The organism is Halorubrum lacusprofundi ATCC 49239 (assembly GCF_000022205.1).
Lineage (GTDB): Archaea > Halobacteriota > Halobacteria > Halobacteriales > Haloferacaceae > Halorubrum > Halorubrum lacusprofundi.
Genome location: NC_012029.1, coordinates 2,561,888 through 2,588,347, shown reverse-complemented (window position 1 = coordinate 2,588,347; position 26,460 = coordinate 2,561,888). Strand labels below are relative to the sequence as shown.

The window sequence follows — 26,460 nt, the reverse complement described above, 5'->3', positions numbered from 1 at the left end:
ATTCCCGCGCTCGTACGTTATGAGCGGACAAGATGAGCAAGGACTACATCGAGGTCCGCGGCGCCGAGGAGCACAACCTCAAGGACCTCGACGTCCGGATCCCGCGCGAAGAGTTCACCGTCGTCACCGGGCTCTCCGGGTCGGGTAAGTCGTCGCTCGCGTTCGACACCGTCTACGCCGAGGGACAGCGCCGGTACATTGAGTCGCTGTCGGCGTACGCCCGCAACTTCCTCGGACAGATGGACAAACCGCAGGTGGAGTCGGTCGAGGGGCTCTCGCCCGCGATCTCCATCGACCAGAAGAACGCCGCGAACAACCCCCGATCGACCGTAGGGACTGTCACCGAACTGCACGACTACCTCCGACTGCTGTACGCCCGGATCGGGACCCAGTACGACCCCGTCACCGGCGAGGAGGTCGGCGAACAGTCCGCACAGGACATGGTGAACCAGATCCTCGAACTGCCCGAGGGGACCCGCGCGAAGATCGCCGCGCCGGTCATCCGCGACCAGAAGGGCGCGTTCGAGGACCTGTTCGAGGAGCTTGTAAGCGACGGGTACGCCCGCGTCGAGGTCGACGGTGAACCGATCGATCTGACTTTGGACGACCCCGAACTCGACCAGAACTACGACCACACGATCGACGTGATCGTCGACCGGGTGACCGTCTCCCCCGACGCCCGCTCGCGGATCACAGACTCTGTGGAGACCGCCTTAGAAGAAGCAGACGGCGCCCTCAAGCTGATCGTCCCGGACCCGCCCGCGGACGTGCCCTTCGCCTCGAACGCGCGTTCGACCGGATCGCTGGCCGAGGACGCCGACGGCGACGACCGGCTCGTCGTCGAGTTCTCCGAGGAGCTCGGCAACCCCAACTCCGACGTGCAGTTCTCTGCGATCGAGACGCGCTCGTTCTCCTTCAACAGCCCGTACGGTGCCTGTCCGGAGTGTGAAGGGATCGGCTCGACGAAGGAAGTCGACGAGGGGCTCGTGATCGACGACTCCTCGAAGCCCCTGAAACACGTCTTCGAACCGTGGAGCTACGACCGCACCTACTACTCCCGCCAGCTCGACAACGTCGCCGACCACTTCGGCGTCTCGCTTTCGACCCCCTTCGAGGAGCTGGACGAGACGATTCAGCGGCAGTTCCTCTACGGCACCGACGATCTGGTTCACTTCGAGTGGACCACGAAAAACGGCACCCGCGAGAAGACCGAGCGCTTCGAGGGCGTCATCCCGAACTTGGAGCGCCGCCACGTCGAGACCGACTCCGAGCGCGCCCGCGACCACATCGAGGAGTACATGGCCGTGACGACCTGCCCCGAGTGCGAGGGAACCCGGCTCAAAGAGCAGTCGCGACACGTCCTCGTGGCGGACACCGCGATCACCGAGGTGAACGAGATGTCGATCGCCGAGGCGCGCGAGCACTTCGAGGGGATGGAAGGTGCGCTGAACGAGCGCGAGACGACGATCGCGACGGAAATCTTCAAAGAGATCCGCTCGCGGCTCGGCTTCATGGAGGAGGTCGGCTTGGAGTACATCACGCTCGACCGCGAGGCCTCGACGCTCTCGGGCGGTGAGAGCCAGCGCATCCGGCTCGCGACGCAGGTCGGCTCCGGGCTCGTCGGCGTGCTCTACGTCCTCGACGAGCCGTCGATCGGGCTCCACCAGCGCGACAACGACCGCCTGCTGAACACCTTGGCGGGGCTCCGCGACCTCGGCAACACCCTCGTCGTCGTCGAGCACGACGAGGAGACGATGCGCCGCGCCGACGAAATCATCGACATGGGGCCGGGTCCCGGCAAGCGCGGCGGCGAAGTGGTCGCACAGGGCGACTTCGACGACATCGTCGCGGCCGACGACTCGATCACCGCCGACTACCTCTCCGGACGCAAGGATATTCCGGTACCCGAGGAGCGTCGCGACCCGGACGGCGAGTTGACGGTCCGAGGCGCCCGCCAGCACAACCTCAAAAATCTCGACGTGTCGCTCCCGCTCGGCACCTTGACGACCGTCACCGGCGTCTCCGGATCCGGGAAGTCGACGCTGATCCACGACGTTCTTTATAAGGGAATCGTCCGCGAGATGAACGACAACACCTCGGTCGACCCCGGCGAGCACGACGCGATCGACGGAATGGACCAAATCGAGACGGTGCGGCTCATCGACCAGTCACCGATCGGTCGGACGCCGCGTTCGAACCCCGCGACGTACACCGACGTGTTCGACTACGTCCGTGAGCTGTTCGCAGAGACCAAGCTCTCCAAGCGTCGCGGCTACGAGAAGGGCCGGTTCTCCTTCAACGTGAAGGGCGGACGCTGCGAGGAGTGCGGCGGTCAGGGAACGGTAAAAATCGAGATGAACTTCCTCTCGGACGTGTACGTCCCCTGTGAGGAGTGCGGCGGCGCGCGCTACAACGACGAGACGCTCGAAGTCACGTACAAGGACGCGACCATCTCGGACGTGCTCGACATGAGCGTCGACGAGGCGTACGACTTCTTCGAGAGCCACCAGGGGCTCCAGCGCCGCCTGAAGCTCTTAAAAGACGTGGGGCTCGGCTACATGGAGCTGGGTCAGCCCTCTACCACGCTCTCCGGCGGCGAGGCCCAGCGCGTGAAGCTCGCCGAGGAACTGGGGAAGAAGGCGACGGGCGACACCCTCTACCTGCTCGACGAGCCGACAACGGGGCTTCACAAGGAGGACGAGCGCAAGCTGATCGACGTGCTCCACCGGCTCGTCGACGCCGGCAACACGGTCGTCGTCATCGAACACGAACTGGACTTAGTGAAAAACGCCGACCGCGTGATCGATCTGGGCCCCGAGGGCGGCGACGGCGGCGGCGAACTGGTCGCGAACGGGACTCCGGAGGACGTGGCTCGCGAGGAGGACTCCCACACCGGGCGATACCTGCGGGACATGCTCCCGGCTGTCGACATCGCGGGACCGCGCGACGACCGGCGGAAGCCCGCGGTCGCGGACGACGACTGAGGCCTCGGGTTCTGCGGCCTCGCGTTCAGTTTTAAAAGCGAACGATACCGAGCAGGGGAAAGTAATTCACCGGACGGTCCGTCCGTTGCGCGTATGGCTATTCAGGCGGAGGACGTGGGGGAGACCATCTCGATGTCGTCGGAGCCGTCGGTACCGTTCGCGGAGTTGCCGCGAGACGAGCGGCGCGACGTGTTCTTCGGGCTCTCGGAGCCCGCCCGGGGGGCGCTCGTCGCGGACATGAGCCGGTCGCAGCTGGAGCGGTTCACCGACCGGCTCGACCCGGACGAGGTGACCGACGTGCTCGGGTACGCCAACGCGGAAACCCGCGAAGCGGTGCTCGGAACCCTCGACGCCGAGCGGCGCGAGAAGATCGACTTCCTGCTGTCGTTCGATCCCGAGAGCGCGGCCGGGCTGATGAACCTCGATTACGTCACCGTCGACCGAAGCCGGGGGTTCGACGAGGTGGCCGAGCGCGTCCGCCGCTTCGAGGAGCGAACGGGGCGCGTCCCGACCATCTTCGTCACCGACCGCGAGGAGTTCCTCGGCGAGCTTCCCGGCACGGCGCTCTCGGTGGCGGACCCGGAGACCGAACGGATCACGGACCACCTCCGGGAGACGCCGTCGGTCCGGTACGACCGCGCCGACGAGGAGGTGCTCGCGGTGTTCCGTCAGAACAGCGAGCGGACCGTCGCGGTGCTCGACGAGGACGGCGACATCCTCGGTGTGATTCACGCGAGAGACCTCCTGCAACTGATCGACGAAGCCGCCGGGGAGACGCTCTATGAGTTCACGGGCGTCGCCGAAGAGGAGAGCGTCCTCGACGGGGCCGTCGTGAAGATCCGACGGCGGTACAAGTGGCTCATCCTCAACCTCGCCACCGCGTTCATGGCTGCGGCGGTCGTCGGACTGTTCGAGTCGACGATCGCTGCCGTCGCCATCCTCGCCGCCTACATGCCGGTCGTGGCCGGGATGGGGGGGAACGCGGGCACGCAGTCGATGGCGGTCACCGTCCGGGGCATCTCGCTCGGACAGGTGTCGCTGTCGACCGGGAAACGCGTCATCGCGAACGAGGCGATCGCCGGCGCGGCGAACGGACTCATCACCGGGGCGCTCGTCGCGGTCATCGCGACCGCCTTCTCGTACGGCGCGTTCGGGATCCTCCTCGGCGCCGTTATCGGCGTCTCGATGGTCGCGAACCTCGTCATCGCGGGGTTCTTCGGCGCCCTCACACCCCTCATCCTCGACAAGCTCGGGTACGATCCGGCGACCTCAGCGACCATCTTCATCACGACCGCGACCGACGTGTTGGGCTTCGTCGTCTTCCTCGGACTGGCCCGGGCGGTGTTGATCTGAGCGTTCTCGGCGGATCGCTGCAGCCAGGGCAGGAACCCGACCGACGGGTCCCCTCGCGACCCGCATCTTGATGCCGTGACGCGCCGTCGCTCAGACCGATGCAAGAGATCACGACCGACGACGTGCCGGAGGCCCTCGGGCCGTACTCGCAGGGGATCGTCTCTGGTGACACGGTCCACGTCTCGGGGAAGACGGGTGTGGATCCCGACACCGGCGAGGCCCCGGAGTCGGTGGCCGAACAGACGACACAGACGCTCGCGAACGTCGCCACGGTACTGAAGGCGGCCGGTACGACCGCGAACGCGATCGTGACGGCGACCGTCTATATCACCGACATGGACGACTACGACGCGGTGAACGAGGCGTACCGGTCGTTTCTCTCGGAGCCGTACCCGGCCAGGACGTGCGTCGAGGTGTCCCGGCTCCCCGCACCGCTCGACGTCGAGATCACGGTCACAGCCGAGCTCAACGACGACTGAGGCCGAACGAGCCACCGGGCGGGAATGCTCCCGGCTCAGAACTTCTCCAGTAAGTCCCCGTAGAAGTCGGTGTCGCGGTCGCCCGCGAGCTTCTCGACGATGAGCTCCGGGGTCGACCGCGCGAGGTGACCCTTCCGCGGTGAGCGATTCACCCGTAGCTCGCCGTCGACGAGCCCGGCGGCCTCGATTCCGTCGACGGCGACTTCGAAGTCGGCCGCGTCCCGGATCTCGCGGGCCAGGTGGGAGACGAAGACGGCGGTGGCGTCCTGCTCGTCGAGCGCTTCGAGGATGCCCGCGATGATCTTCGCGGAGGCGCCCGGCTCCGTGATCGACTCAAGCTCGTCGACCAAGACGAGCCGCCCGTCCGCGCCCTCGACGAGGTCGCCGAAGTCCCGCAGGGTCGCCTCGAACGCGCCCGCGTCGAGGGTTCCCTGCGATTTGGCGTAGTAGTGGATCTCCTCGAAGCGCTCGACGGTGGCGGACTCGGCGGGGACGGGCATCCCCATCTGCGCGAGGACGACGACGAGCGCCACGAGATCGAGGGTCGAGGTCTTCCCGCCGGAGTTGACTCCCGAGAGGAGCGTCGCGCCCGACACCGCGTAGTCGATCGGCTCCACGTTCTCGAAATCAACGTCGAGAAGTGAGGAGCGGCCGCCCACAATCCGAAAGCCGGAGGGTCCGGGAGAGCCGTCCCCGTCCGAATCAACCACCTCGGGCATGACGCAGTCGAAGTCGCGCGCGAATCGCGCGATCGCCAGTTCCACGTCGAGTTCGAGGGCGTCCCGGACGAGTTCCTCCACGGGCTCCCGCAGGTCGCCGAGGTCGCTCGCGAGTTCCGCCTTCAGGCGGGCAGCCCGGCGGTCGCGCGCCGCCGCAAGCTCGGTGCGGAGCCGCGAGACCGCGCTCTCATCGTGCTCGACCGGGAAAGAGGGGTCGTCGCCGAACACCCGGTCGGCGAGTTCCGCCTCCTCGGGCTCCAAGCGGAGCGCGTCCGCGAGGTGCTCGCGAGCGCGGGCCATCGCCGCGTCGTACTCGTCGGCCAGCTCGCGGTCTAAGAGCGAGTCGACCCGGGCGCCCTGCTCGACCAGCGAGAGGAAGTCGGTCCCCTCGATGGTCACGTCGCGCTCGCGGATCGCCTCTCTGAGCCGGTCGTCGGCCACTGACTCCGCCGTCGACACCGCGGCATCGAGGTCGTCGACGGCGGCGGTCAGTCGTTCGAGCTCCCCGTCGCCGACGACCGTCCCGTCGTCGTCGAGCCGCGCGAGGGCGTCGCGGAGGCGGTCGAGGTCGGCCGCGGGGGAGAGGTTCGCCGTCTCGTGGACCGCCGCGGCCGCTTCCAGTCGCTCGCGGTTCGCCGCGAAGAAGGCGAGCAGACGCTCGGGGACGGTCTCCGCGGGCTTGTCCAACGCATCCGGGCGGACGTGTACGTCACCCTCGACGTCGAGTCCGGCGAACGATTCGTCTAAGACGATCACGGTCGCGTACGACCGCGCGAGTTCCGAGATGTCACGGGCGTTCTCGACGGTCTCGACCGACAGCTCCGGCACCGCCGACTCGGCGCGGGCGAGCGCCTCGGCGTCGGCCGTCGCGAGACAGCGGTCGCGCACTCGAACCGTCGGCGGGTCGATCAGGGGTTTGACCCCGGCGAGCGCCTCGTGGACGGCGGGATCGGGCTCGCGCTCCATCGCCCCCTCGACGAACGCCTGCGCCTCCGCGATCCGCGAGGTCGATTCGCTCGGGTAGAACGTCTCCAGCCGCTTGGCGGCGTAGTCGGTGACGGTGCGCTCGCGCAGCAGGTCGATCGCCGAGCGGTACACCTCGCGGGCGCGGTCGGTCGCCAGCACGCGCCCGTCGTCGTCGTGTCGGCGACGGATCGCTCCGCGAGCGATGCGGGCCGCGCGCGCCTCGTTGACACCGGGCGCGCGGGCGATCGCGGCGACGTCGCCGGACTCGACGGTCGCGACCGGGTCGTCGAGCTCGTGCAACGCCGCGGCCGTCTTCGCGCCGACGCCGGGGATCGCCTCCAACTCCATTCACTCCGAGTATCGCGGCAACGCGCAAAAGGATAGGGGGTCCCGATCCGTGAGCCCGACTCTCTCGCCCGCACTCGACCGTCTCGCCGCGGACGATGCGCTTTTTCCCGGCGACCGCGAACCCAAGGGCATGAGCCACCACACCCTCGCCGCCGACGGGAGCGATCTCGCCCCGGAGACGGCGGCGAAAGCGGCGACTGCCCGCGACGCGCTCGCCGAGCGCGACGATGTTCTCGTCGCCTTTTCCGGCGGCGTCGACTCCTCGGTCGTCGCGGCGCTCGCGTGCGACGCGCTCGGCGACGACGCGGTCGCGTGCACCGCACGGAGCGAGACGCTGCCGGCCGCGGAGCTCGACGACGCCGAGCGAGTCGCCGGCGAGATCGGAATCCGCCACGAGACGGTCACCTTCTCCGAACTCGACGATCCGAACTTCGTCGCCAACGACGGCGACCGCTGTTACCACTGCCGAACGATGCGGCTCGGGCAGATGTACGAAACGGCCCAAGATCTCGGTATCGGCACTGTTTGCGACGGGACGAACGCCGACGACCCCGGCGAGGGCCACCGTCCCGGCCTGCGTGCAGTCGAGGAGCTGGACGTGTTCTCGCCGCTTTTGGACGCCGAGATTACGAAAGACGAGGTCCGCGAAATCGCCGAGGCGTACGATCTGTCGGTCGCCGACAAGCCCTCGATGGCGTGTCTCTCCTCGCGGATCCCGACCGGACTGGAGGTGACCGAGGAGCGGCTGACCCGCGTCGAGAAGGCCGAGCGGGTGCTCCGCGAGTGGGGATTCGAAGGGTTTCGCGTCCGCGACCACGACGGGCTCGCGCGCGTCGAGATCGCGCCCGACGAACTTGAGCGCGCGCTTGACCCGGCGTTCGCCGACGCGGTCCACGAACACCTCACCGATGTCGGGTTCGAGTACGTCACCCTCGACATGGCGGGCTACCGCACCGGGAGCGTGAGCCCGGGCGGTAACGGGGGCGAAGAGAAGGATGATGACACGGACAGCGACGGGACGGATATTGATCTCGGTCGGCAGTACCCTCGTTGAGGCGGTCGCGGGTCAGGCGCGACACGGCCGGCCGTGACGACCCGTTATCACCCGAGAGAACCCGACGCGAACGTTTATTGGGCCTATCTGGAAAGCGACACCTATGAGCGAAGCGAAGACGCTCGCGATCATCGCGGGCGGCGTGGGCGGGTCCGTCGGCGCGTTCGTCGGCGTCGCCGTCGGTGGGACCACCCTCGGCGTGATGCTGACGACGCTCGTCGTCGCGGTGCTCGTCGGGGCGGCGGTGATCGCGAGCGCCGTCATCGCTGGTGACGTGGCGTTCTTCGCGAGCGCCGAGGGTGAGTGAGTTCCGCGAACTGTTACTGGTTTAAAACGCGACGGACGCTCTCAGAACACGCCGGGGCCGCCTTCGGCCCCCTGTCGGCGTCCGCTGATGAGGCTCGGAGTGCCACCCGTCTGGATGATGTTGAACGCGGTCATCAGGTCCGAACGGGAGATGAGTCCGACCAGCTCGTCGCTCCGATCGACGACCGGGAGCCGGCCGACGCCGTTCTCCTGCATCGTCTGGAGCGCGGTCATCGCGTCGGCCTCGGGACCGACGCCGACCACTTCGGTCTCCATCACGTCTGCGACCTGGTAGGCGTCCCGCTCGACATCCCGGACCGATCGGGCGTCCTCTAAGGTCACCATCCCGACGAGGTTGCCGCCGTGGAGCACGGGGTAGCCGGTGTGGCGCTCCTCGAACATCCGGCTCATCAGATCCGCGACAGAGGTGTCTCCGGTGACGGTGTGGAGGTCCTCGCGGCGGGTCATCACGTCGGCGACGGTGACGTCCTCGAAGGCGGCCTTCAGCGTCGTCTGCTGGGCCTCGCCGGAGGCGGCGATGTAGATGAAGAAGGCCAACACGATCAGCAGGAGCTGGAAGGTGAACAGTCCGATCAGTCCCATGAAGAAGGCGAACACCTTCCCGATCGCGGCTGCGCGCTGGGTCGCCTGCGCGTGCGGCTGGTTCCGCGCGAGGAGCGCCCGAAGGACGCGCCCGCCGTCCATCGGGAAGGCGGGAAGCATGTTGAACACCGCGAGCACGATGTTCAACAGCGCGAGGTAGCCGAAGACGAACAACACGGCGTTCGAGCCGAGCGGCGCGAGCACGAACACGCCGTAACAGACGAGCCCGACGGCGACGCTGACGACCGGTCCCGCGATCGCGATCCAGAACTCGTGTTTCCAGTCCTCGGGGAACTCGGTGAAGCTGGCGATCCCGCCGAGCAGCCACAGGGTGATCGACTCGATCTCGTACCCGTACCGCATGGCGACGATCGAGTGGCCGAACTCGTGGAGGAGGACGCCGCCGAACAGCCCGAGTGCGGCCGCCAACCCGAGTGCCCACGGCGTGAGCCCCGCACCGAGCGCGGCGGGGTCGATGCCGGCGCTGAACGCCTCGTTCATCACCTCGGCGATCATCCCGACCTGCGAGCCGATGAGGTAGGCGAAAAGCGGCAGTACGATCAGAAACGTCCAGTTGAGCCTGACCGGGATCCCCAGCACCGTCCCGATCTTGATTCCACGCATACCCGCGAGTTGGGCGGGTGGGTGGTTAAACGTCTGGGCGACAGCGGGGAAGCAGCAGGGCGGCGACGGACCCGCGACCGGACGCCGTCGTTTATAAGCCGCTAGCCGCCGATCGGCGGGTATGAGCAACACCACTGACGACGTGCCGGCGGCTGGCGAGCCGGCTCCTGTCGTGAAGCGCAGCGGCGAGATCAGCTACGAAGCGGTCGACGCCGCCGAGGGGCTCCGGAAGGGCGTCCTCCTCGACGAGTCGGACGGCGCCCCGAACTTCGCGATGCGGCGGTTCGAGCTCGCGGCCGGCGCCGCGGTCCCGCGTCACACGAACGCGGTCGAACACGAGCAGTACGTGCTCGCGGGCGAGTACGTCGTCGGTATCGGCGAGGAAGAGCACGCTGTCGAGCCCGGTGACGCCCTCCTGATTCCGGCGGGCGTCGAGCACTGGTACCGGAACGAGAGCGAGGAGCCGGGAGCGTTCATCTGCGTGGTGCCGAACGGGGACGACGAGATCGAACTGGTCGAGTAACGGGGACGACTCGGCCCCTCACTCGATCGTCCCGACGCGGTCCGCGACGTAGCCGAACTGGTCGCGGTAGCCGTACGGCGACAGCAACACGGGGTAGAAGGGCTCGTCGGCGCGGAGCTGCTCGTCGTCGGCGGCCGCGAAGGCCTCGCCGACCTCGACGCGCTCGAAGTTGCGCGCGAACACCTCGTACGCCTCGGCGTCCGGCTTGGGGATCCGGTCGCGGAGCCGGAACACCTCCACGTCCTCGCGTCCGCCGGCGTCGACTACGTCCTCGGCGCCGGGCGCCGGAACGACGCCAGTCGCAGCCAGGAACGCCCGCGCGAGCCAGTAGGCGTTGTCGGCGGCGCCGTCGGAGCCCTGCAGACCGGCCTCCACTTCGAGGGTGTGCGGGTGTTCGATGAGTCGCCCCTCGGTGAACGCGTCGGTCTGGATCACCACGTCGACCGGGAGGTGCGGGGCGACCGCGCGGGCAACCTCATCCATCGAATCGACGACGGCGAAGGGTTCGGCGTACGACTGCGTCGAGTGGATCGCGAGCGTCGAACAGCCGTCGAGCGCGTCGAGCAGTTCGTCGGCGAGTCGCGCTTCGTGTGACTCCGCGTCCGGGTCGCCGGGGAACGACCGGTTCAGGTCGGCATCGAGGTAGCGGACCCCGGCGTCGAGCGCCGCCTCGTTGGCGACGATCAGCCGCACGGGGCGCTCGAGGTCGAGGTCGGCGTCGAGGAGCCGTCGGACCGCGCGGGCGCCGCAGGGCTCGTCGCCGTGGATCGCGCCGACGACCGCGACCTCCGGCTCCCCCTCGCCCAGATCGTGTACGTCCATACCTCCGAGAAGAGGCCCGCTGATAAGTGATGTTCGGATCGCGGGCGGGGCTTAGATCCCTCTCGACGCAGTTCCTCTCGCCGACTCAGTGCCCCTCGTCGAGCCGCTCCGCGTACTCGTAGTCGGCCGGGTACGCCTCCGGGCGGGCGCCGTCGATGGTAATCTTCCACCCGTCGATCGCGGTCGGGTCGTCGAGCGCGGCCCGGAGCGTCGCCCGGACCTCGTCGAGGTCGACGCCGTAGAAGTCGCCCGGGATCCCGCGGAGGTACTCCAGTGCGGTCTCGAACAGCGACCGCATCCCGTCGTCGTTCTCGAAGTCGACGCGCTTGTACGCGCCCGCCGCGACCTGCACCATCCCGTGAAGGAAGGCGCTCTCGGCGGTGCCGCTGCCGTAGTTGTACCACTCGTCCTCGAAGCAGTCGTGCGACTCGTGGTACGCCCCGGCGTTGAACAGCCGGACGCCGTGCTCGGTCGCCCGCCGGAGGGTAGCGTGCTCCCAGTGGCCGCCGGCGAGTCGCGCGTCGGCGTCCGGGTCACCACCGTCCGCGCCGCCGTCGCCCGCGCCGCCCTCGTCTGCGCCGCCCTCGCCAGCCGCGTGCCACCCGGTCGGGTTCCCGAGCGGCGGGGCGACGCCGGGATCGCGGGTGTGCTCGTCCATGGAGACGCGTCGCGTCCGCAGCGACCTAACCGTTTCGCGGAATTCGACCCCCCACCGGATCGAACGGTTCTTTCCCCCGCCAAGCGTCGAGTCGGGCAATGGACGCCGGCCTCCTCTCCGCGATCGGCGCCGCGGTCGTCTGGGGGACGTACATCCTCGTGCTCAAGCGCTTCTTCTCGGGATATCCGCCCGCCGGGCTCACGGTGCTGATCAACGCCTCGGCGATCGCGTGGTTCCTCCCGGTCACCGTCGCGACGACCGACCTCGCTGTCGACGGGACGGGGGGAGTTCTCCGGGCGGTGGCCGGCGTGGACCCCGCTGCCGTCGCCGTCGTTGCCGGAACCGCGACGGCGACGGCGGCCGCGTTCGTGCTGTTTCTCCGGGCGATCGAGGACGGCGACGTCTCGTACGTGACTCCGATCAACAAGGTCGTCCCGATGTTCGTGCTGCCGATGGAGGTGCTGCTGCTCGGCGAGGTTCTCGCGCCGGTGCAGGTGGCCGGGGTCGTCGTCGCCACGGCGGCCGTGTACGTCGCGAACTACGAGCCGGGGGACCTGCTCGCCCCGATCGCGAGTGCGGTCCACTCACGGCCGGCCCAGCTCGCGTTAGTGAGCGCGGCGTGTTACGCGGTCGCCGACCTCGGGAAGCGGGTGGGGCTTCAGGAGCTCGCGATCCCGGGGACGCTGTGGGTGCCGCTACTGCTCGCGGGCGCCGGGCTCGTGTTGCTCCCGAGCGCGATCCGGAATCCGCCGAGCGTGACGCGCCGTGACGCGCCGAAGTTCCTCGCTGGCGGTGCCCTCGTCGCGCTCGGTGAGCACCTGACCACGGTCGCGTTCGCGGCGCTGCCCGCGAGCGTCGCCTCCCCGGTGATCAACACGCAGGCGATCATCGCCGTCGTGCTCGGTGGGATCGTCCTCGGCGAGCGCTACTTTCGCATCCGACTCGTCGCTGCCCTCCTCGCCGTCGTCGGCGTCGGGATGATCGCGTTGTGAGGGTGGCCGCTGCGAGTGACGCTGCTGCGAGAGATGTCGCTACGAGTGACGGTCCGTGACACGCGACCCGCAAAACACGTCACGCCGGGGCTCGAAGGCAACATATGAACCGCGACGAGGGATCCGGATCGGGATACGCCGAGTCGATCGTCGCCGCGCTCGGCGACGGCGCGTACGTCCTCGACGCGGACCGGAACCGCGTGTTCGTCAACGACCGGCTCCGGGAGGTGACGGGGTTCTCCGACGAGGTGCTCCACGGGAAACACCCGGAGCGTATCGTCGCCGAGGGGTACTGGGACGAAGCGACCGGCGAGCGCTTCCGCGTCGCCACGGAGCGCGTGCTCGCGGGCGAGTCCGACGACGAGCGCGTTCAGTTGACGACGACGCTCAGCGACGGGTCGACGGTCACGACCGAGACGCGGCTCACGCCGCTGACCGAAGAGGCCGCCGGCGGTTCGGAAGGTCCCACCGAGGTGGTCGGCCTCGTCGGTGTGATCCGCGACGTGACAGAGCGCGTCGAGCGAGAAAACGAACTCGCACGGCTCAACGAGCGACTCGAACGCCTTTCCGGGTTCCTCTCGCACGACCTCAAGAACCCCCTCGCCGTCGCGCGCGGGTATCTGGATGTGGCCCGTGATACCGGGGACCTCGACCGTCTCGACCCCGCAGATGACGCGCTCGACCGGATCGAGACGCTGATCGACGAGGCGCTCGTGATGGCCAGAGAGCCCGCGGTGATCGAGGTCGATCTCGCTCCGATCGACCTCGACGCGCTCGCGACCGACTGCTGGGAGTCCGGTGACTTCGGCGATCCGCCGGCTGACGCGACGCTCGTCGTCGAGGAGGTCGGTCCGATCGCGGCGGACCGCGACCTGCTCCGGCGGGCGATCGGGAACCTGCTCGGGAACGCGTTCGACCACGCCGGCGACGCGCCCGCGGTTCGGGTCGGCGTCGACGACCGCGGGATCTACGTCGCTGACGACGGGCCGGGACTCGCCGCCGACGAGCGCAGCGAGCACGGCGATGTGACCGAGTTCGGCGTCTCGAACGACGGCGGGACGGGAATCGGGCTCGCCATCGTCGAGCGCGTCGCGGCCGCGCACGGCTGGACGCTGGAGATCGGCGAGTCGGCCGACGGCGGCTTCGAGGCGCGGCTCGTCGGCGCGGAACCGACGGGATAAAGGGGTGCGGCGCCGAACTCTCGGCCGCGTGCGAGGGTAGCCAAGCCCGGAAACGGCGGCGGACTCAAGATCCGCTCCTGTAGAGGTCCGTGGGTTCAAATCCCTCCCCTCGCATGAGCGCGTCCACAACGCGCGAATGCACACCAGGGGGGAGGATTTGAATCAGGGAGCGCCTCTGGCGCGACCGTGGTTCAAATCCCTCCCCTCGCATCGTCGGGGCACACCCCCGTGATGCGGAAGACGCTCTCGGAGCGCTCTTCCCTCGCAAAACTTCACTCGAACTCACCGAGTGTCGGCTATTTATAACTGTGATCGATGGTAGCGATATCTCACCTCGATTGCTGAGCTACACCATCTAACGCGGTGGCGCGCGCCTCCGAGCGGGCCATCGGCCCGCGAGGAGCGCGTGCGAGGGAGTCGGTGCGGCGCTTATAAGCGCCGCACCGACGAGGCTGGGGAGGTGAGAGGTGCGGTGTTGTGCGGCGTCGCCCTCGCGGTTGGGGCTTTGGCGGTGTTCACCGCCGTTCCATAGTCAGCGACCATTTATAAGCGATCGACCCAGCGCGAGCCCGGCGAACGCGACGACCGCCAGTTCGACGCCGACTGCGGATCCGATCGCGCCGACGGCGGCGACCGAACCCTGCTCGGGACCCGCCCACAGCAGCACCGCGCCGGTGACAACAAGGTACACGACCCCGCCGACGGCGCTGGCCACCGGCGCCGTCGCTCCGGTACCGAGCGCGTCGCCGTCGAAACATCACGAACGTCCACCCGAAACGGAGGGTCCGAAACGGTTTTGCCGACCCCTGACGGACGGTCGATATGCCAACGGATCCCGACACAGGGTACGACCCGTCGCTGGGTCGGAAGTTCGTGTTCGTCACAGGCGGGGTGATGTCCGGACTGGGTAAGGGCATCACCGCCGCCAGCACCGGGCGTCTTCTCGCGAACGCGGGCTTCGACGTCACCGCCGTCAAGGTGGACCCCTATCTCAACGTCGACGCCGGAACGATGAACCCGTACGAACACGGCGAGGTGTACGTCCTCAAGGACGGCGGCGAGGTCGACCTCGACTTGGGCAACTACGAGCGCTTCCTCGGCACCGACATGACGTTCGACCACAACGTCACCACGGGGAAGACCTACCAGCACGTCATCGAGCGCGAGCGCGCCGGCGACTACCTCGGCAAGACCGTCCAGATCATCCCGCACGTCACCGACGACATCAAGCGGCGCATCCGGGAGGCCGCCGAGGGCTCCGACGTCTGTCTGATCGAGATCGGTGGGACGGTCGGCGACATCGAGTCGATGCCCTTCCTCGAAGCCCTCCGCCAGTTCGCCCACGAGGAGGACGACGAGGATATCCTCTTTACCCACGTCACGCTCGTCCCCTACTCGAAGAACGGCGAGCAGAAGACGAAGCCGACCCAGCACTCGGTGAAGGAGCTGCGCTCGATCGGGCTCCAGCCCGACATTCTGGTCGGGCGCTCCGAGGACCGGCTGGACCCGGAGACGAAAGAGAAAATCGCCCTGTTCTGTGACGTGCCGACGGACGCCGTCTTCTCGAACCCCGACGTCAAGGACATCTACCACGTCCCGCTGATGGTCGAAGACGAGGGGTTAGACGAGTACGTGATGGAGCGGCTCGGACTCGCTGACGAGGCGCTCCCGAAGGCGGAGCGGTCGACCGAGTGGCGCGAGCTGGTCACCCGTGACCGCGACAAGGAGATCGACGTAGCGCTCGTCGGAAAATACGCCTTAGAGGACGCGTACATGTCGATTCACGAGGCGCTGAAACACGCCGGAATCCACACCGAGACGGAGGTGAACGTGCTGTGGGTCGACGCCGACGAGACCACGGATCGCCACGAGGAGCGGCTCGCGTCGGCCGACGCCGTCGTCGTCCCCGGCGGGTTCGGCTCCCGCGGAACGGACGGGAAGATCGAGGCGATTCGGTACGCCCGCGAGAACGACGTGCCCTTCCTCGGGCTCTGCTTGGGCTTCCAGATGGCGGTCGTCGAGCACGCGCGCAACGTGCTCGGGCTGGAGGGCGCGCACTCAGCCGAGATCGACCCGGACACCCCACACCCTGTCATCGATCTCCTTCCCGACCAGTACGAGACGGAAGACATGGGCGGGACGATGCGGCTCGGCGCCCACAAGACCGATATCGAGCCCGGCACGCTCGCGGCGCGGGTGTACGACGCCGACTCGTGTACCGAACGCCACCGCCACCGCTACGAGGTGAACCCCGAGTATATCGACCGGCTAGAGGCCGGTGGGCTCACCTTCTCGGGCCGCGCCGACAACCGGATGGAGATCCTCGAACGCGCGGACCACCCGTTCTTCCTCGGCACGCAGGCGCACCCCGAGTTCCGCTCGCGGCCGGACCGCGCGAGCCCGCCGTTCGTCGCCCTCGTCGAGGCGGCGCTGGGATCGACGGACACAACCGAACGGAACGCGGACGTGAGGCTATAGATGGTCGAGACGGAGGAATTCATCGCGGAGGCGAAAGCGGAGATCCGGGAGGCGATCGGCGACGCGAACGCCGTGATCGCCTTATCCGGAGGCGTCGACTCCTCGGTGGCGGCGACGCTCGCGTACGAGGCGGTCGGCGATCAGCTCACCCCGGTGTACGTCGACACGGGGCTGATGCGGAAAGGCGAGACGGAAGAGATCCGCGAGACGTTCTCCTTCATGGAGTCGCTGCGGGTGATCGAGGCGCAGGAGCGCTTCTTCGACCGCCTCGCGGGCGTCACCGACCCCGAGGAGAAGCGCCACGTCATCGGCGAGGGGTTCATCGACGAGTTCGAGACGGTCGCCAACGACGTCGGCGCCGACTACCTCGTACAGGGGACGATCTACCCCGACCGCATCGAGTCGGAAGGGAACATCAAATCGCATCACAACGTCGGTGGCCTTCCCGATATCGTCGACTTCGAGGGGATCGTCGAACCCGTCCGGGACCTCTACAAGGACGAGGTCCGCGAGGTCGCCCGCGCGCTCGGCTTAGAGGAGGTCATCTCCGAGCGGATGCCGTTCCCCGGCCCCGGACTCGCCGTCCGGATCGTCGGCGAGGTCACCCCGGAGAAGGCCGCGGTCGCCCGCGAGGCGACCCACGTCGTCGAAGAGGAACTGGAAGAGTACGACCCGTGGCAGGCGTTCGCCGCCGTCCTCGGCAAAGCGACCGGCGTCAAGGGCGACAACCGCGTCCACGGTTGGGTCGTCGCCGTGCGCTCGGTCGAGAGCCGCGACGGGATGACCGCGCGTGCTCAGGAGCTCGACTGGAGCACGCTCCAGCGGATCCAGAGCCGGATCACCGGTGAGAACGAGAACGTGGCGCGCGTCGTCTACGACGTGACGCATAAACCGCCCGCGACGATCGAGTACGAGTGATGACAGACCAGCCTATCGCCGTCGTCGCCGGCCCCGACGAGCACGGGCTCGGCGAGGAACTCGAAGCGCTCGGCGTCGAAATCCGCCGGATCGAGGGGCTCGTCACCGCCGACGCGCTCTCCGAGGTCGGGATCGCCGAGGCCGCCTACTTCGTCCTCACGGACGTGGAGGAGGCGACCGGCATCCCGATCGCCAAGGAACTGAATCCGGACGTGCTCGCGGTGACGTACGCGGAGCGGTCGCTGCCGGAGTTCGTCGCCGGTGTCGCCGACCTCGCGATCGACCCGGCCCTAATGGGGCCCGAGACGGTCGCAGAAGAGCTGGTCGACGGCGCCGACGACCGCGCGGCGTAGGAACGTCGGCGTGCTCGGTTGGCCGGAGGAGTCTATTTATATCAAATTCAAATATATTCTGTAGGGCATGTAGTTCTGCGTCGCTCCGGATCGCATCGAGTTTCGTCGAAAATGATATAAACACCCGCCAAACCCGCTTACATAGTATTTTCCGGTATTTGATGAATGGATTTTTATTTCGATCGCTGTCTGTGTCTTGTTGTACCGATCTTCTTTATAAGCCGTCTCTGTGTGATCTGAGGGTGTTCTCGCCGCTGATGCGATCGATGTCCGTCTCTTCGCTAGAACTATATAGAATCAGTCATGACTCAAAAAACATATTTATCACGTCATATTGATGCCCTCGACACCGGCACGGCCCGCGTGACCTTACTCTCCCGGCTCGGAATCCGCCTTCGCGTCGCTCGTCTCCGGGCAGTCACATCCGCCCGACGAGAGCAGCTCTGCGACGCCGTACCGCGAGTCGCACTCCGTACAGAGCACCCGTACGTCGATCGTCACGCGGAACTCCCCGAGCGTGAGGTTCGCAGTGTTTCGGAGTCCCTCCAGTTTCGTCTCGGTCACCGAGACCAGCCGCCCGCGAAGCTTCTGGATCGCCTTGGTGGCGGTGGTCGTCCGATCGCCGCTCTCGCGTTCGTATTCGACGCCGCGGTGGTCCCGGAGGTAGCTGCGGACGGCTTGGTAGGTGACCACGTCGCGATCAAGCGCATCGACGTCGACCCCGTCGCGTTCGAGCCGCCGATGGAGCTGCGTCCGGTCGGCCGCGCTCACCTCGTCGCCCGTCAGCGACCGCGCCACTGCGTCGATCTCTCGTTCCGACAGCCGCACGTCCACCTCGTCGAGCCGCGCCTCGATCAGCTCGCGGTTGAATGTCGCCGCGAGGTCGCGCAGGCTCCAGTGGTCGTCGCCGGTCGCCGTCCACCGCGCCTCCAGTTCGTCGCTGACGCCGCTTAGATCGTACTCGTCGACGAGGCGGGCCACCTTGTTTCGGCGACCGCTCCCGTCGTCCGTGTCGGTCATTCGTCCCAACCACCGTCGAGCAGTGACATAGGCGTTGCCGTGGGGTCCGACCGCGGCACAGCCGGTCTGCGCCGAACAGCACCTATAAGCCCCCACCCTCGGATCCGATGGACGAGCAATGATGCGTCACGACGTCGCCATCGTCGGCGGCGGCTGCGTCGGGTTGTCGGTCGCCAAACACCTCACCGAGCGCACCGACCTCGACGTCGCCGTCTTGGAGAAAGAACACCACCTCGCGTCCCACCAGAGCGGCCGGAACTCCGGCGTGCTCCACCCGGGGTTCAACTACCCGCCGGACTCGAAGAAGGCGCGGTTCGCCACCGAGGGCACCGCCCGGATGAAGGCGTACTGCGAGGAGCACGACGTTCCCTGCGAGGAACTCGGCGTCCTCGTCGTGGCAACGGACGACGAGGAGGAGGCGCGGCTCGACGATCTCGCCGAGCAGGCCGAGGCCAACGGCGTCGCCTACGAGCTGCTCGACTCCCGCAAGGCGATCCGTCAACACGAACCTCACGCGGAGGGGCAGGCCGCCCTCCACGCTCCGGAGGCCGCCTCCGTCGACGCCGAGCAATACGTCTACGCGCTCGCGAGAGAGGTTCGAGAGGCGGGTGTCACGGTGTACACGGGATACGAGGTCTCGCAGATCGAGGCGGCGGCCGAGGGGTACCGACTCGACACGAGCAACGGTCGGTTCGAGGTCTCGTATCTCGTCAACGCCGCGGGGCTCCACGCCGACACCTTGGCCCACCAGGTCGGCGTCGGCGAGGAGTATCAGGTGGTCCCGTTCCGGGGGGAGTACTACGAGGTGCGCCCCGAGCGCGCCGAACTCTGTGAAACGATGATCTATCCGACGCCGAATCCCGAACTGCCGTTCCTCGGCGTCCACTACACGCGCCGCACCGACGGGAAGGTCATCGTCGGCCCGAACGCCGTCCTCGCGTTCGGCCGCGAGGCGTACGACAACACGGACGTGAACCCACGAGAGCTGCTGGAGACGCTCACCTACGGCGGGTTCCAGCGGCTGCTCGCCTCGCCGCTGATGCTCGCAGTCGCGTGGTCGGAGCTGAACAAGTCCTACCGCAAGGAGAAGTTCGCGGCCGCCTCCCAGAAGCTGGTGCCCGAGGTGCGCGCCGAGGACCTCCAGAAGAGCTACGCGGGGATCCGCGCCCAACTCGTCAGCGAGGACGGCGAACTGGTCAAGGACCCGCTGTTCGTCGAGCGCGAGGACGCCGTTCACATCCTCAACGCCGTCTCCCCCGGGCTCACCTCCTCGCTGCCGTTCGGCGACCACATCGCGGAGCGGCTCGCGGCAAAGGTGTAAGCGCCGCCACGTCCGTCCCACTCCCTCCCGGTCGCCCCGCCGAATCTCATGGTTTAAGTCCCGACCGTCCGAGGGTTTGACCACCACTCGCGGGGCCGAGTCGGGGGAGCGCCCGCGCTTCCGCTGTGCGACTCGCTCCGTCATCACAACCATGTCACCTCATACGTCCTCCCCGACGCGCGGCGGCCGCGTGCCTCTCGCCGCCCGAGATCGCACCACGACTCGCGAACGCTCCTGCCGGCCGGACCGAGGACCGCAATGAGTCCCGGTCCCAGTCCCGGCCCCGTCGAGAGCCGTCTCCACGACGACGTGCCGATCGTCGACGCGGAGTCGGCGGCCGCTGCGATCGATCCCGGAGCGACGGTGCTCACGAGCGGCTTCGGCAGCGTCGGCTACCCGAAGGCGATCCCGCTCGCGCTGGCGTCGTCGCCCCGCGATCTGTCGCTCACCCTCGTCGCCAGTGGGAAGGTCGGCGATAAGATCGACGTCGAGCTCGTCGGCTCCGGTCAGGTCGAGCGGCGCTTTTCCTACCAATCCTCGCGGGTCGCCCGCGAGAAGACCGACACCCGCGAGATCGCCTTCAGCGACCGAAACGCCTCCTCGATCGGCGACGAGGTCCAGTACGGAGGGCTCGTCGATCCCGATGTCGCCGTCGTCGAGGCAGTCGCCGTCGGCGAGGACTGGTTCATTCCCTCCACGTCGCTCGGGCAGGTCCCCGCGTTCGTCGAGGCCGCCGACACGCTGTTCGTGGAGCTGAACCGCCACCAGCCGCTCGAACTCCAGACGCTCCACGACGTGTACCGGCCCGATGCGCCCCCGAACCGCGGGCCGATCCCGCTGTCGGACCCCGGCGAGCGCATCGGCACCCCGCACGTCGAGTTCGACTCCGAGAAGCTCGCGGGCGTCGTCGAGACGGATCTCGCCGATTCGACGTACACGTTCCGCGACCCGACCGACGACGACCTCGCCATCGCCGCCAACCTCGGGTCGTTCCTCCGCCGCGAGATGGACCGATCCCCGGTGTTCGACGACGCGATCCACCTCCAGTTCGGCGTCGGATCGCTCGGTAACGCCCTGATGGGCGAGCTGAAGGAGATGGACTTCGGCGGCCGCGACGTGGTGTACTTCGGCGAGCTCATCCAAGACGGGCTCTTCGACATGCTCGATGCCGGACGGCTGGAGTCCGCCAGCGCCACGTCGCTCGCGCTTACCGACGAAGGGCAACAGCGACTCTTCGATGATGTCGAGCGGTACGCCGAGGACGTGGTGCTCCGGCCGGCCGATATCTCCAACCACCCCAGCCTTATCAACCAATTCGGCGTCGTCGGCGTCAACAGCGCCATTGAGGTCGACATCTACGGCAACGTCAACTCCACACACGTCCATGGCGAGCGCATGATAAACGGCGTCGGCGGCTCGGCCGACTACAACCGGAACGCGCTCGTCACCGTCTGTGCGCTCCCCTCCACGCTGAACGACGGTGCAGTCTCGCGGATCGTCCCGCAGACCTTCCACGTCGATCACACCGAACACGACGTCGACATCTTCGTCACCGAGCAGGGCGTCGCCGACGTGCGCGGACTGTCGCCGGTCGAGCGCGCCGAGCTGGTCGTCGAGCGCTGTGCGCATCCTGAGTATGCGCCCGAGCTGCGCTCGTACCTCGACGATGTCTCCGAGCGAGAGTATCACATCCCGCAGGACATCAAGCGTGCGGCGGAGTGGTTCGAGTGACAAGCTTCGGCGAGTCGCTCGCTGCGGTTTAAAAAGAAACGGCGGTCCGATGCCGACTACGGCCTCACAGCACTTCGAGGAAGAGGAGTAGCCACCAGACGTAGCCGACGGTGAGCGTGAGCGCGGTGAGCAGCTCGAGAACGCTGACGTACTTCTCGCCGTGCGTCCGGCGGAACGCTTGGACTTTCTCGATCTGGTTCCACACCGGCAGCAGCGGTTCTGGCACGATTTCGCCGAGGCCGCCCGCCTGCTGCATGGACTCTTCTGCGATCGACTCGGGAGAGCTGTCGTCGCTCATTGGCTTGCCCCCTTGCTGAACGGCAGTGAGAGACCGCGGATCATCACCTTCTCAGCGATGAAGACGGCGGCGAAGACGGCGATCCCCGCAATCTTCGCGACGTTGCTCGGGTACGCCATGATGAGGATACCGAGCGTCGCGAGCAGGGCGCGCGTGCCGATCTTCCGCCCGGGGCGCATCTTGAACGGGTAGTTCAGCCCGTAGATGATCGCCACCGCGCCGAGCAGCACGAGCAGCCCGACGTACAGCGTGGTGAGTCCGGGATCCATCGAGATCAGACCGGGGTTGTAGACGAACGCAACCGGGAGGACGAAAAGCGGCGCCGCGATCCGAATCGCAGCGCCACAGGTCCGCCAGAAGTTCGCCTCCGCAATCCCCGCCGCTATCACTGCTGCGGTCGCCACGGGTGGCGTGATCCCCGCGAGGATAGCCGCGTAGAACATCGTGTAGTGGGCCGTGATGGGTTCGACGCCGAAGTCGGAGACGAAGGTCGGCACGATCAGGATGGCCACGATGACGTACGCAGCGACCGTCGGCATGCCGACGCCCATCAGGATGGCGACGGCCATCCCGAGCAGCACCGCGAACAGCAGCACGCCGCCCGAGATGCTGATGAGCAGCAGTGCGAGTTTCGCCGGGATGCCGGTCGTGCTGAACAGATTCACGACGCCGCTGATGACGACCAGGATGATCGCGATCGGTGCCAGGATGACGGCACCACGCCGGATCCCGTGGACGGTGTTTTTCACCTGCGTGACGAACTCTCCTCCCGGTCCGATCCCGGAGTTGTCCACGATCCGCTGGAGCGGCGGCATGAGTACGCCGGTGATCATCATCGCGACTACCGTGTACAGCGCGGACGTCATCACCGTGTACTGGGCGATCCCGAGGAGGTAGATGAGTAGCGCGAACGGGATGCCGAAGCGGAGCGCCTCGAACACCTTCTTTTCCGTCGAGAGCTCTTCGTCGAAGAACTCGGAGAACTCCATCTCCTGGCTACTGGTGTCGGAGATGGCGAGGTAGTGGACGGCGACAGAGATGGACACGACCAAGATCGCGGCCGGTACGAGGCCGGCGACGACGATGTCGAGGTACGGAACACCGAGGTACGACGCCATCACGAACGCGGACGCCCCCATCACGGGCGGGAGCACCTGTCCGGAGGTCGAGGCGACGGCTTCGATGCCAGCCGCGCGGTGGCCTTTCATCCCGGCTTCCTGCATCGTCGGGATGGTGAACGAGCCCGTCATCGCCGCGTTGGCGGTGTACGAGCCGTTGATCGAGCCGATGATCGCTGAGGAGAGCACGGCGGTCTGGGCGATTCCCGACTCGATGTACTTCCCCGCCACGATGGCGACCCGCAGGATGAGGTCGAACGCGCCGTACGCGAACAGCAGGCCGGCGTACAGCAGGAACGGTGCGATCCACGAGGCCGTGATCTGCGTGAGGCTCCCGTAAAACCCGTACAGGTCGGTGACCGTCGCCTGCAGCAGCGTCGCCTGTTGCATTCCCGCGTGACCCAACACGCCCGGGACGAGGTTCCCGTACATCGCGTACCCGAACACGGCGAAGATGAGTCCGAGGAATACGTTCCCGAACTCGCGCCACGTGAGGTACATCAGCGAGATGATGACGAGGCGCGCGAGCATGTACTCGTGTTCGAGCGCGTACCCCTGCCGTTGGAGATACACGTCCTGGAAGTTGATCGCGAAGAACGCCGACGCGGTCATCAGCGCCACCGACGAGGCGATCAACACGGCGCCGTCGATCCAGTCGCCGTCCGAGATGGCGAGCCGCGTCTCGTTGAGCGCGTACACGGTCAGGATGCCGCCCACGAACGCGGTGGCGAACCGCACCTGCGAGATCGCCTGCGTGTGTGCCCAACCGAGGACGCCGGCCCAGAACAGCAGCGCCGCCGCCGTGACGGTCACGTCGAGCCCCCGCAGCAGTCCGGATTCGTGTTCCGTCGCGGCCGTTTCTGTGCTCATTGGCGCCAGCGTACGTTAGATTGGATGTTCGTCCGCCCGGGCGTGTTTTGTCGTATCATGGTTGGTGTCTGGGTTGTCGGTTACGCATTCGATGATTTTAAATTACTGATCGGAACGTCCCGAAGAGCGGGGAGGAAAGCGGGTTACCGGGCGATCAGGCGCTGTCGCCTTCGGTCAGGTTGTCGTCCCACGCGTCGTTGTCCTTGTAGTACTGCACGGCACCGCGGTGGACCGGGATGTTCTCACGGGCCGAACCGAGCATGTCCTCGGTGGACTCGAAGTCGTTGAACTGGGCTTCGCCCTCGTTGACCGTGTCGTTGTGCTCGTCGACGACGCGGCACAGCTCGTAGACGGCATCCGGGTTCGCCTCGGGGTTGAACGTGTAGTTCACTTCGAGGTTCCAGTGGAACAGCTCGTCCGTGCCGATGTCGGCGTCGGCGATGGGCCAGTCGGCGTAGCTCGTCGTGCCGCTCCCGGCACCCGGGTACGACTCGGCGGACTGACGGAGCGCGTCCGTCGGCTCGACGTAGTGGATGTCGATGCGGGAGGCGATCTCTTGGACGAAGCCGGTGTACCGCACGCCGGGCGTGCCGTACGCGATGCAGGCGTCGATGTTGCCCTCCTCCATCGCGCCGGGCGCGGAGTCGACACCCATGTTCTGGATGTTCATCTGGTCGTAGATGTCCGCCGTCGGCTCCTGCGACCAGACGTCGAGCGTCGTCGCGCGGGTCGAGTACCCCGGCTCAGCGGGGTAGACGTTCTTCCCGGCGAGGTCGTCGAACGTCTCGATCCCCGTGCCGTCGCGGGCGATGATGTAGATGCTGTACGGGAACGCGTAGAAGCCGTACTGCGGGATGCGATCGACGCCCTGTTCCTCGAACGCGCCGGTGCCGTCGATCGCCTTCGACAGCGAGTTGTTGTCGGTGATGCCGGCGTTGAACTGGTTGTTGGCCATCCGGCGGATCGTTCCGACGTAGCCCGGACTCTCGATCGTCGAGTAGCTCAGGGTGTCGCTCTCCTGGCTCACCGCGCGCTCGACGGCGAGCCCAACGTCCTGCGTCCCACCGGCCGACGTCCCGACGCGCAGCGAGAGATCCCCGCTGCCGCCGTCGGAGCCGTCCGACCCATCCGATCCATCAGAACCATCGGAGCCGTCCGATCCGTCGCCGCCGTCGCCGCCGCCGCTACAGCCAGCGAGTCCGGTGATGCCGACCGCGCCGGTACCGTACAGGAACTTCCGTCGATTGACTGAGTCGTCTGTCATGCTCAACCGTGACCAATCGGCCTACCGTTAACAATGTATCTGTTTATTCCGGTTTAAACGCAGAGAATATTCCTTGTCGTGACGGCCGCCTCACACGTTTTCCGATTGTGACGGATATTCTATACTATGCCGATCGAGCCATCTCACGGGCTCCGACCGCAATTTAATCGTCGAGGATCACCGTCACCGGCCGGTCGGCCGCGAGCAACACCGACTGGGTCGTGCTCCCGAACAGCATCTTCCCGGTTGGACTCCGTCGCCGCCCGCTCATGGTGATGTTGTCGACATCGAGTTCCTCGGCGACGCTGATGATCGTTTCCGCCGGGTCGCCGTGCTCGCGCCGCTTAGACACGGAGACGCCGGCCTCCGTGAGCCGGTCCTCGACGACGCCGACGCTGTCGGGGTAGTTCTCCTCGTTCCACACGTCCTCGGAGTCGACTCGACCGCCCTCGCCGCTGGCCTCGAACCCCTCGTAGACGTTGAGTATCTCTGCTTCGACCTCGGTCGTGGCGTTCGGTAGCGATATTACGGCGTCGGCTGCGGACAATACGTGCTCGACGTCCCCGCCGACGGGGAGCAGTACGCGGTACATGCGAGACCCTAACTGAACAGCGGGTAATAAATGTGCCTGCCGGTGGGGCTGTCGATCCCTTATCGCGTGACCGGCGCCTCGACGGTCCCGATCGACTCGACGACCGCCCGCACCTCGTCGCCGGGCTCGATGTGCGCGGCGCCGGGCGTCCCCGTGCTGAACAGGTCGCCGGGCTCCAGCGTCATCACGTCGGAGTGGAACGAGACGATCTCCGACGGGGGAAACAGCATGTTCCGGATCTCGTTTTCGGCCTCGATCTCGCCGTTGACCTCCGTCTGCACGGAGAGGGCGTCGAGGTCGAGCGGCTCCTCCGGGACCGCGAGCGCGGCACCGGGTACGAGGAAGGTGTCGTAGCTCTTCGACCGCGTGAGGAACCGGGGATTCCGCTGGAGAACGTCCTCGGCGGTCATGTCGATGACGGGGAGGAAGCCGGCCACCACGTCCTCGAACGCGGCTTCTTCGACGTTCCGGCACGTGCGCCCCATCACGACGGCCAGCTCCGCCTCGGCGGTCACCCGCTCGCTCTGTGACTCCGGCGGCAGACGGATCGGCCCGCTCGGTCCCGTCAGCACCGACGACGGCTTCATGAAGCTCGCCGGCTCGTCCGGGCGCTGCTCGTCGAGGTCTCCGGCGTGTTCCGCGTAGTTCAGTCCGATTCCCCAGAGCTTCCCGAACGATTCGAGCGGCGCGCCGAACGAGATGTCGGCCGCCGGGACGGGGTCGGCGGTCGCGTCGGCGACATCGCCGAGCGTGCCTGCGGCGGCGCGCGGGAGTGCTTCCCGGACGCTCCCCAGATCGGGTTCGACGGCGCCGAGGGGGACGTACCCCTCGTCGTCGCCGAGCAGCGGGTCGCCGGTCGCCGTGCGTGCGAGGTACTTCATCGTT

The 26,460-nt window shown here is 67.2% G+C and carries 24 protein-coding genes and 1 tRNA gene; 14 read left to right on the top strand and 11 right to left on the bottom strand.

Translation table 11 applies throughout. The features are described from left to right. Positions 1–32: 32 nt before the first annotated feature. From uvrA to HLAC_RS12940, 3 genes are all read left to right on the top strand, one after another. A complete protein-coding gene (gene uvrA, locus HLAC_RS12950; protein WP_015911290.1) occupies positions 33–2,984 on the top strand; it encodes an excinuclease ABC subunit UvrA in 2,952 nt (983 codons plus the stop codon). A 93-nt stretch (positions 2,985–3,077) separates the two neighbouring features. Continuing rightward, positions 3,078–4,337 (top strand): magnesium transporter, encoded by a 1,260-nt coding sequence (locus tag HLAC_RS12945; protein ID WP_015911289.1) that lies wholly within the window; start codon positions 3,078–3,080, stop codon positions 4,335–4,337. Between the two features lie 98 nt (positions 4,338–4,435). Then, the gene (locus tag HLAC_RS12940; protein WP_015911288.1) at positions 4,436–4,816 is read left to right on the top strand and encodes a RidA family protein; all 381 of its coding nucleotides are present in this window, start codon (positions 4,436–4,438) and stop codon (positions 4,814–4,816) included. A gap of 35 nt (positions 4,817–4,851) precedes the next feature. Here HLAC_RS12940 and HLAC_RS12935 read toward each other — a convergent pair whose 3' ends face one another. Further along, entirely contained in the window at positions 4,852–6,849 is a 1,998-nt protein-coding gene (locus HLAC_RS12935) for a MutS-related protein (protein ID WP_015911287.1), read from the bottom strand. A gap of 130 nt (positions 6,850–6,979) precedes the next feature. On the opposite strand from HLAC_RS12935, the gene larE reads away from it, so the two are divergent. Together larE and HLAC_RS12925 are read left to right on the top strand one after the other, a co-directional pair. Then, on the top strand, positions 6,980–7,903 hold the full coding sequence (larE, locus tag HLAC_RS12930) for an ATP-dependent sacrificial sulfur transferase LarE (protein ID WP_049933768.1): 924 nt from the start codon (positions 6,980–6,982) through the stop codon (positions 7,901–7,903). A gap of 103 nt (positions 7,904–8,006) precedes the next feature. Beyond that, positions 8,007–8,210, top strand: a complete 204-nt coding sequence (locus tag HLAC_RS12925; RefSeq protein WP_049933604.1) for a hypothetical protein — start codon at positions 8,007–8,009, stop codon at positions 8,208–8,210. A 41-nt stretch (positions 8,211–8,251) separates the two neighbouring features. Here HLAC_RS12925 and HLAC_RS12920 read toward each other — a convergent pair whose 3' ends face one another. Next, entirely contained in the window at positions 8,252–9,436 is a 1,185-nt protein-coding gene (locus HLAC_RS12920) for a CBS domain-containing protein (protein ID WP_015911285.1), read from the bottom strand. Positions 9,437–9,557: 121 nt separating this feature from the next. Between HLAC_RS12920 and HLAC_RS12915 the strand changes: the two genes are divergently transcribed. Continuing rightward, the gene (locus tag HLAC_RS12915) at positions 9,558–9,959 is read left to right on the top strand and encodes a cupin domain-containing protein (RefSeq protein WP_015911284.1); all 402 of its coding nucleotides are present in this window, start codon (positions 9,558–9,560) and stop codon (positions 9,957–9,959) included. Between the two features lie 18 nt (positions 9,960–9,977). On the opposite strand, the gene HLAC_RS12910 is transcribed toward HLAC_RS12915, so the two are convergent. Beyond that, the gene (locus tag HLAC_RS12910; protein WP_015911283.1) at positions 9,978–10,781 is read right to left on the bottom strand and encodes a M14 family metallopeptidase; all 804 of its coding nucleotides are present in this window, start codon (positions 10,779–10,781) and stop codon (positions 9,978–9,980) included. A gap of 85 nt (positions 10,782–10,866) precedes the next feature. Then, on the bottom strand, positions 10,867–11,439 hold the full coding sequence (locus tag HLAC_RS12905; RefSeq protein ID WP_015911282.1) for a DUF309 domain-containing protein: 573 nt from the start codon (positions 11,437–11,439) through the stop codon (positions 10,867–10,869). A 98-nt stretch (positions 11,440–11,537) separates the two neighbouring features. Between HLAC_RS12905 and HLAC_RS12900 the strand changes: the two genes are divergently transcribed. From HLAC_RS12900 to HLAC_RS12890, 3 genes are all read left to right on the top strand, one after another. Continuing rightward, complete coding sequence (locus tag HLAC_RS12900) at positions 11,538–12,431, top strand: EamA family transporter (RefSeq protein WP_015911281.1); 894 nt, start codon at positions 11,538–11,540, stop codon at positions 12,429–12,431. Between the two features lie 104 nt (positions 12,432–12,535). After that, a complete protein-coding gene (locus HLAC_RS12895) occupies positions 12,536–13,612 on the top strand; it encodes a PAS domain-containing sensor histidine kinase (RefSeq protein WP_015911280.1) in 1,077 nt (358 codons plus the stop codon). A 30-nt stretch (positions 13,613–13,642) separates the two neighbouring features. Beyond that, positions 13,643–13,726, top strand: a tRNA-Leu gene (locus tag HLAC_RS12890). Positions 13,727–14,144: 418 nt separating this feature from the next. Here HLAC_RS12890 and HLAC_RS12885 read toward each other — a convergent pair. After that, entirely contained in the window at positions 14,145–14,327 is a 183-nt protein-coding gene (locus HLAC_RS12885) for a hypothetical protein (RefSeq protein ID WP_015911279.1), read from the bottom strand. Positions 14,328–14,434: 107 nt separating this feature from the next. On the opposite strand from HLAC_RS12885, the gene HLAC_RS12880 reads away from it, so the two are divergent. From HLAC_RS12880 to HLAC_RS12870, 3 genes are read left to right on the top strand one after another with little or no spacing between them, the layout of a single operon-like run. Beyond that, positions 14,435–16,090, top strand: coding sequence for a CTP synthase (locus tag HLAC_RS12880; protein WP_015911278.1), 1,656 nt, complete (start codon positions 14,435–14,437; stop codon positions 16,088–16,090). Further along, positions 16,091–17,008 (top strand): glutamine-hydrolyzing GMP synthase, encoded by a 918-nt coding sequence (gene guaA / locus HLAC_RS12875; protein WP_015911277.1) that lies wholly within the window; start codon positions 16,091–16,093, stop codon positions 17,006–17,008. It begins immediately after the preceding gene. After that, a complete protein-coding gene (locus HLAC_RS12870; RefSeq protein ID WP_015911276.1) occupies positions 17,008–17,361 on the top strand; it encodes a DUF7126 family protein in 354 nt (117 codons plus the stop codon). Before guaA ends, HLAC_RS12870 begins: the two co-directional genes overlap by 1 nt. A gap of 369 nt (positions 17,362–17,730) precedes the next feature. Here HLAC_RS12870 and rdfA read toward each other — a convergent pair whose 3' ends face one another. Then, a complete protein-coding gene (gene rdfA / locus HLAC_RS12865) occupies positions 17,731–18,381 on the bottom strand; it encodes a rod-determining factor RdfA (protein ID WP_015911275.1) in 651 nt (216 codons plus the stop codon). A gap of 118 nt (positions 18,382–18,499) precedes the next feature. Here rdfA and lhgO point away from each other — a divergent pair, with 118 nt between their 5' ends. Next, positions 18,500–19,702, top strand: a complete 1,203-nt coding sequence (gene lhgO, locus HLAC_RS12860; RefSeq protein ID WP_015911274.1) for an L-2-hydroxyglutarate oxidase — start codon at positions 18,500–18,502, stop codon at positions 19,700–19,702. Positions 19,703–19,960: 258 nt separating this feature from the next. Then, positions 19,961–21,433 (top strand): acetyl-CoA hydrolase/transferase C-terminal domain-containing protein, encoded by a 1,473-nt coding sequence (locus tag HLAC_RS12855; protein ID WP_015911273.1) that lies wholly within the window; start codon positions 19,961–19,963, stop codon positions 21,431–21,433. Positions 21,434–21,497: 64 nt separating this feature from the next. Here the strand turns inward: HLAC_RS12855 and HLAC_RS12850 are convergent, their stop codons facing one another. The 5 genes from HLAC_RS12850 to HLAC_RS12830 form a co-directional block, all read right to left on the bottom strand. Further along, positions 21,498–21,731: a hypothetical protein gene (locus tag HLAC_RS12850; protein ID WP_015911272.1), complete on the bottom strand. Its 234-nt coding sequence runs from the start codon at positions 21,729–21,731 to the stop codon at positions 21,498–21,500. After that, complete coding sequence (locus HLAC_RS12845; RefSeq protein WP_015911271.1) at positions 21,728–23,719, bottom strand: TRAP transporter permease; 1,992 nt, start codon at positions 23,717–23,719, stop codon at positions 21,728–21,730. Before HLAC_RS12845 ends, HLAC_RS12850 begins: the two co-directional genes overlap by 4 nt. A gap of 154 nt (positions 23,720–23,873) precedes the next feature. Then, positions 23,874–24,983, bottom strand: coding sequence for a TAXI family TRAP transporter solute-binding subunit (locus tag HLAC_RS12840; protein WP_015911270.1), 1,110 nt, complete (start codon positions 24,981–24,983; stop codon positions 23,874–23,876). 163 nt (positions 24,984–25,146) lie between these two features. Continuing rightward, positions 25,147–25,575, bottom strand: a complete 429-nt coding sequence (locus HLAC_RS12835; RefSeq protein WP_015911269.1) for a universal stress protein — start codon at positions 25,573–25,575, stop codon at positions 25,147–25,149. 59 nt (positions 25,576–25,634) lie between these two features. Continuing rightward, positions 25,635–26,456: a fumarylacetoacetate hydrolase family protein gene (locus HLAC_RS12830; RefSeq protein WP_015911268.1), complete on the bottom strand. Its 822-nt coding sequence runs from the start codon at positions 26,454–26,456 to the stop codon at positions 25,635–25,637. Positions 26,457–26,460 lie beyond the last annotated feature (4 nt).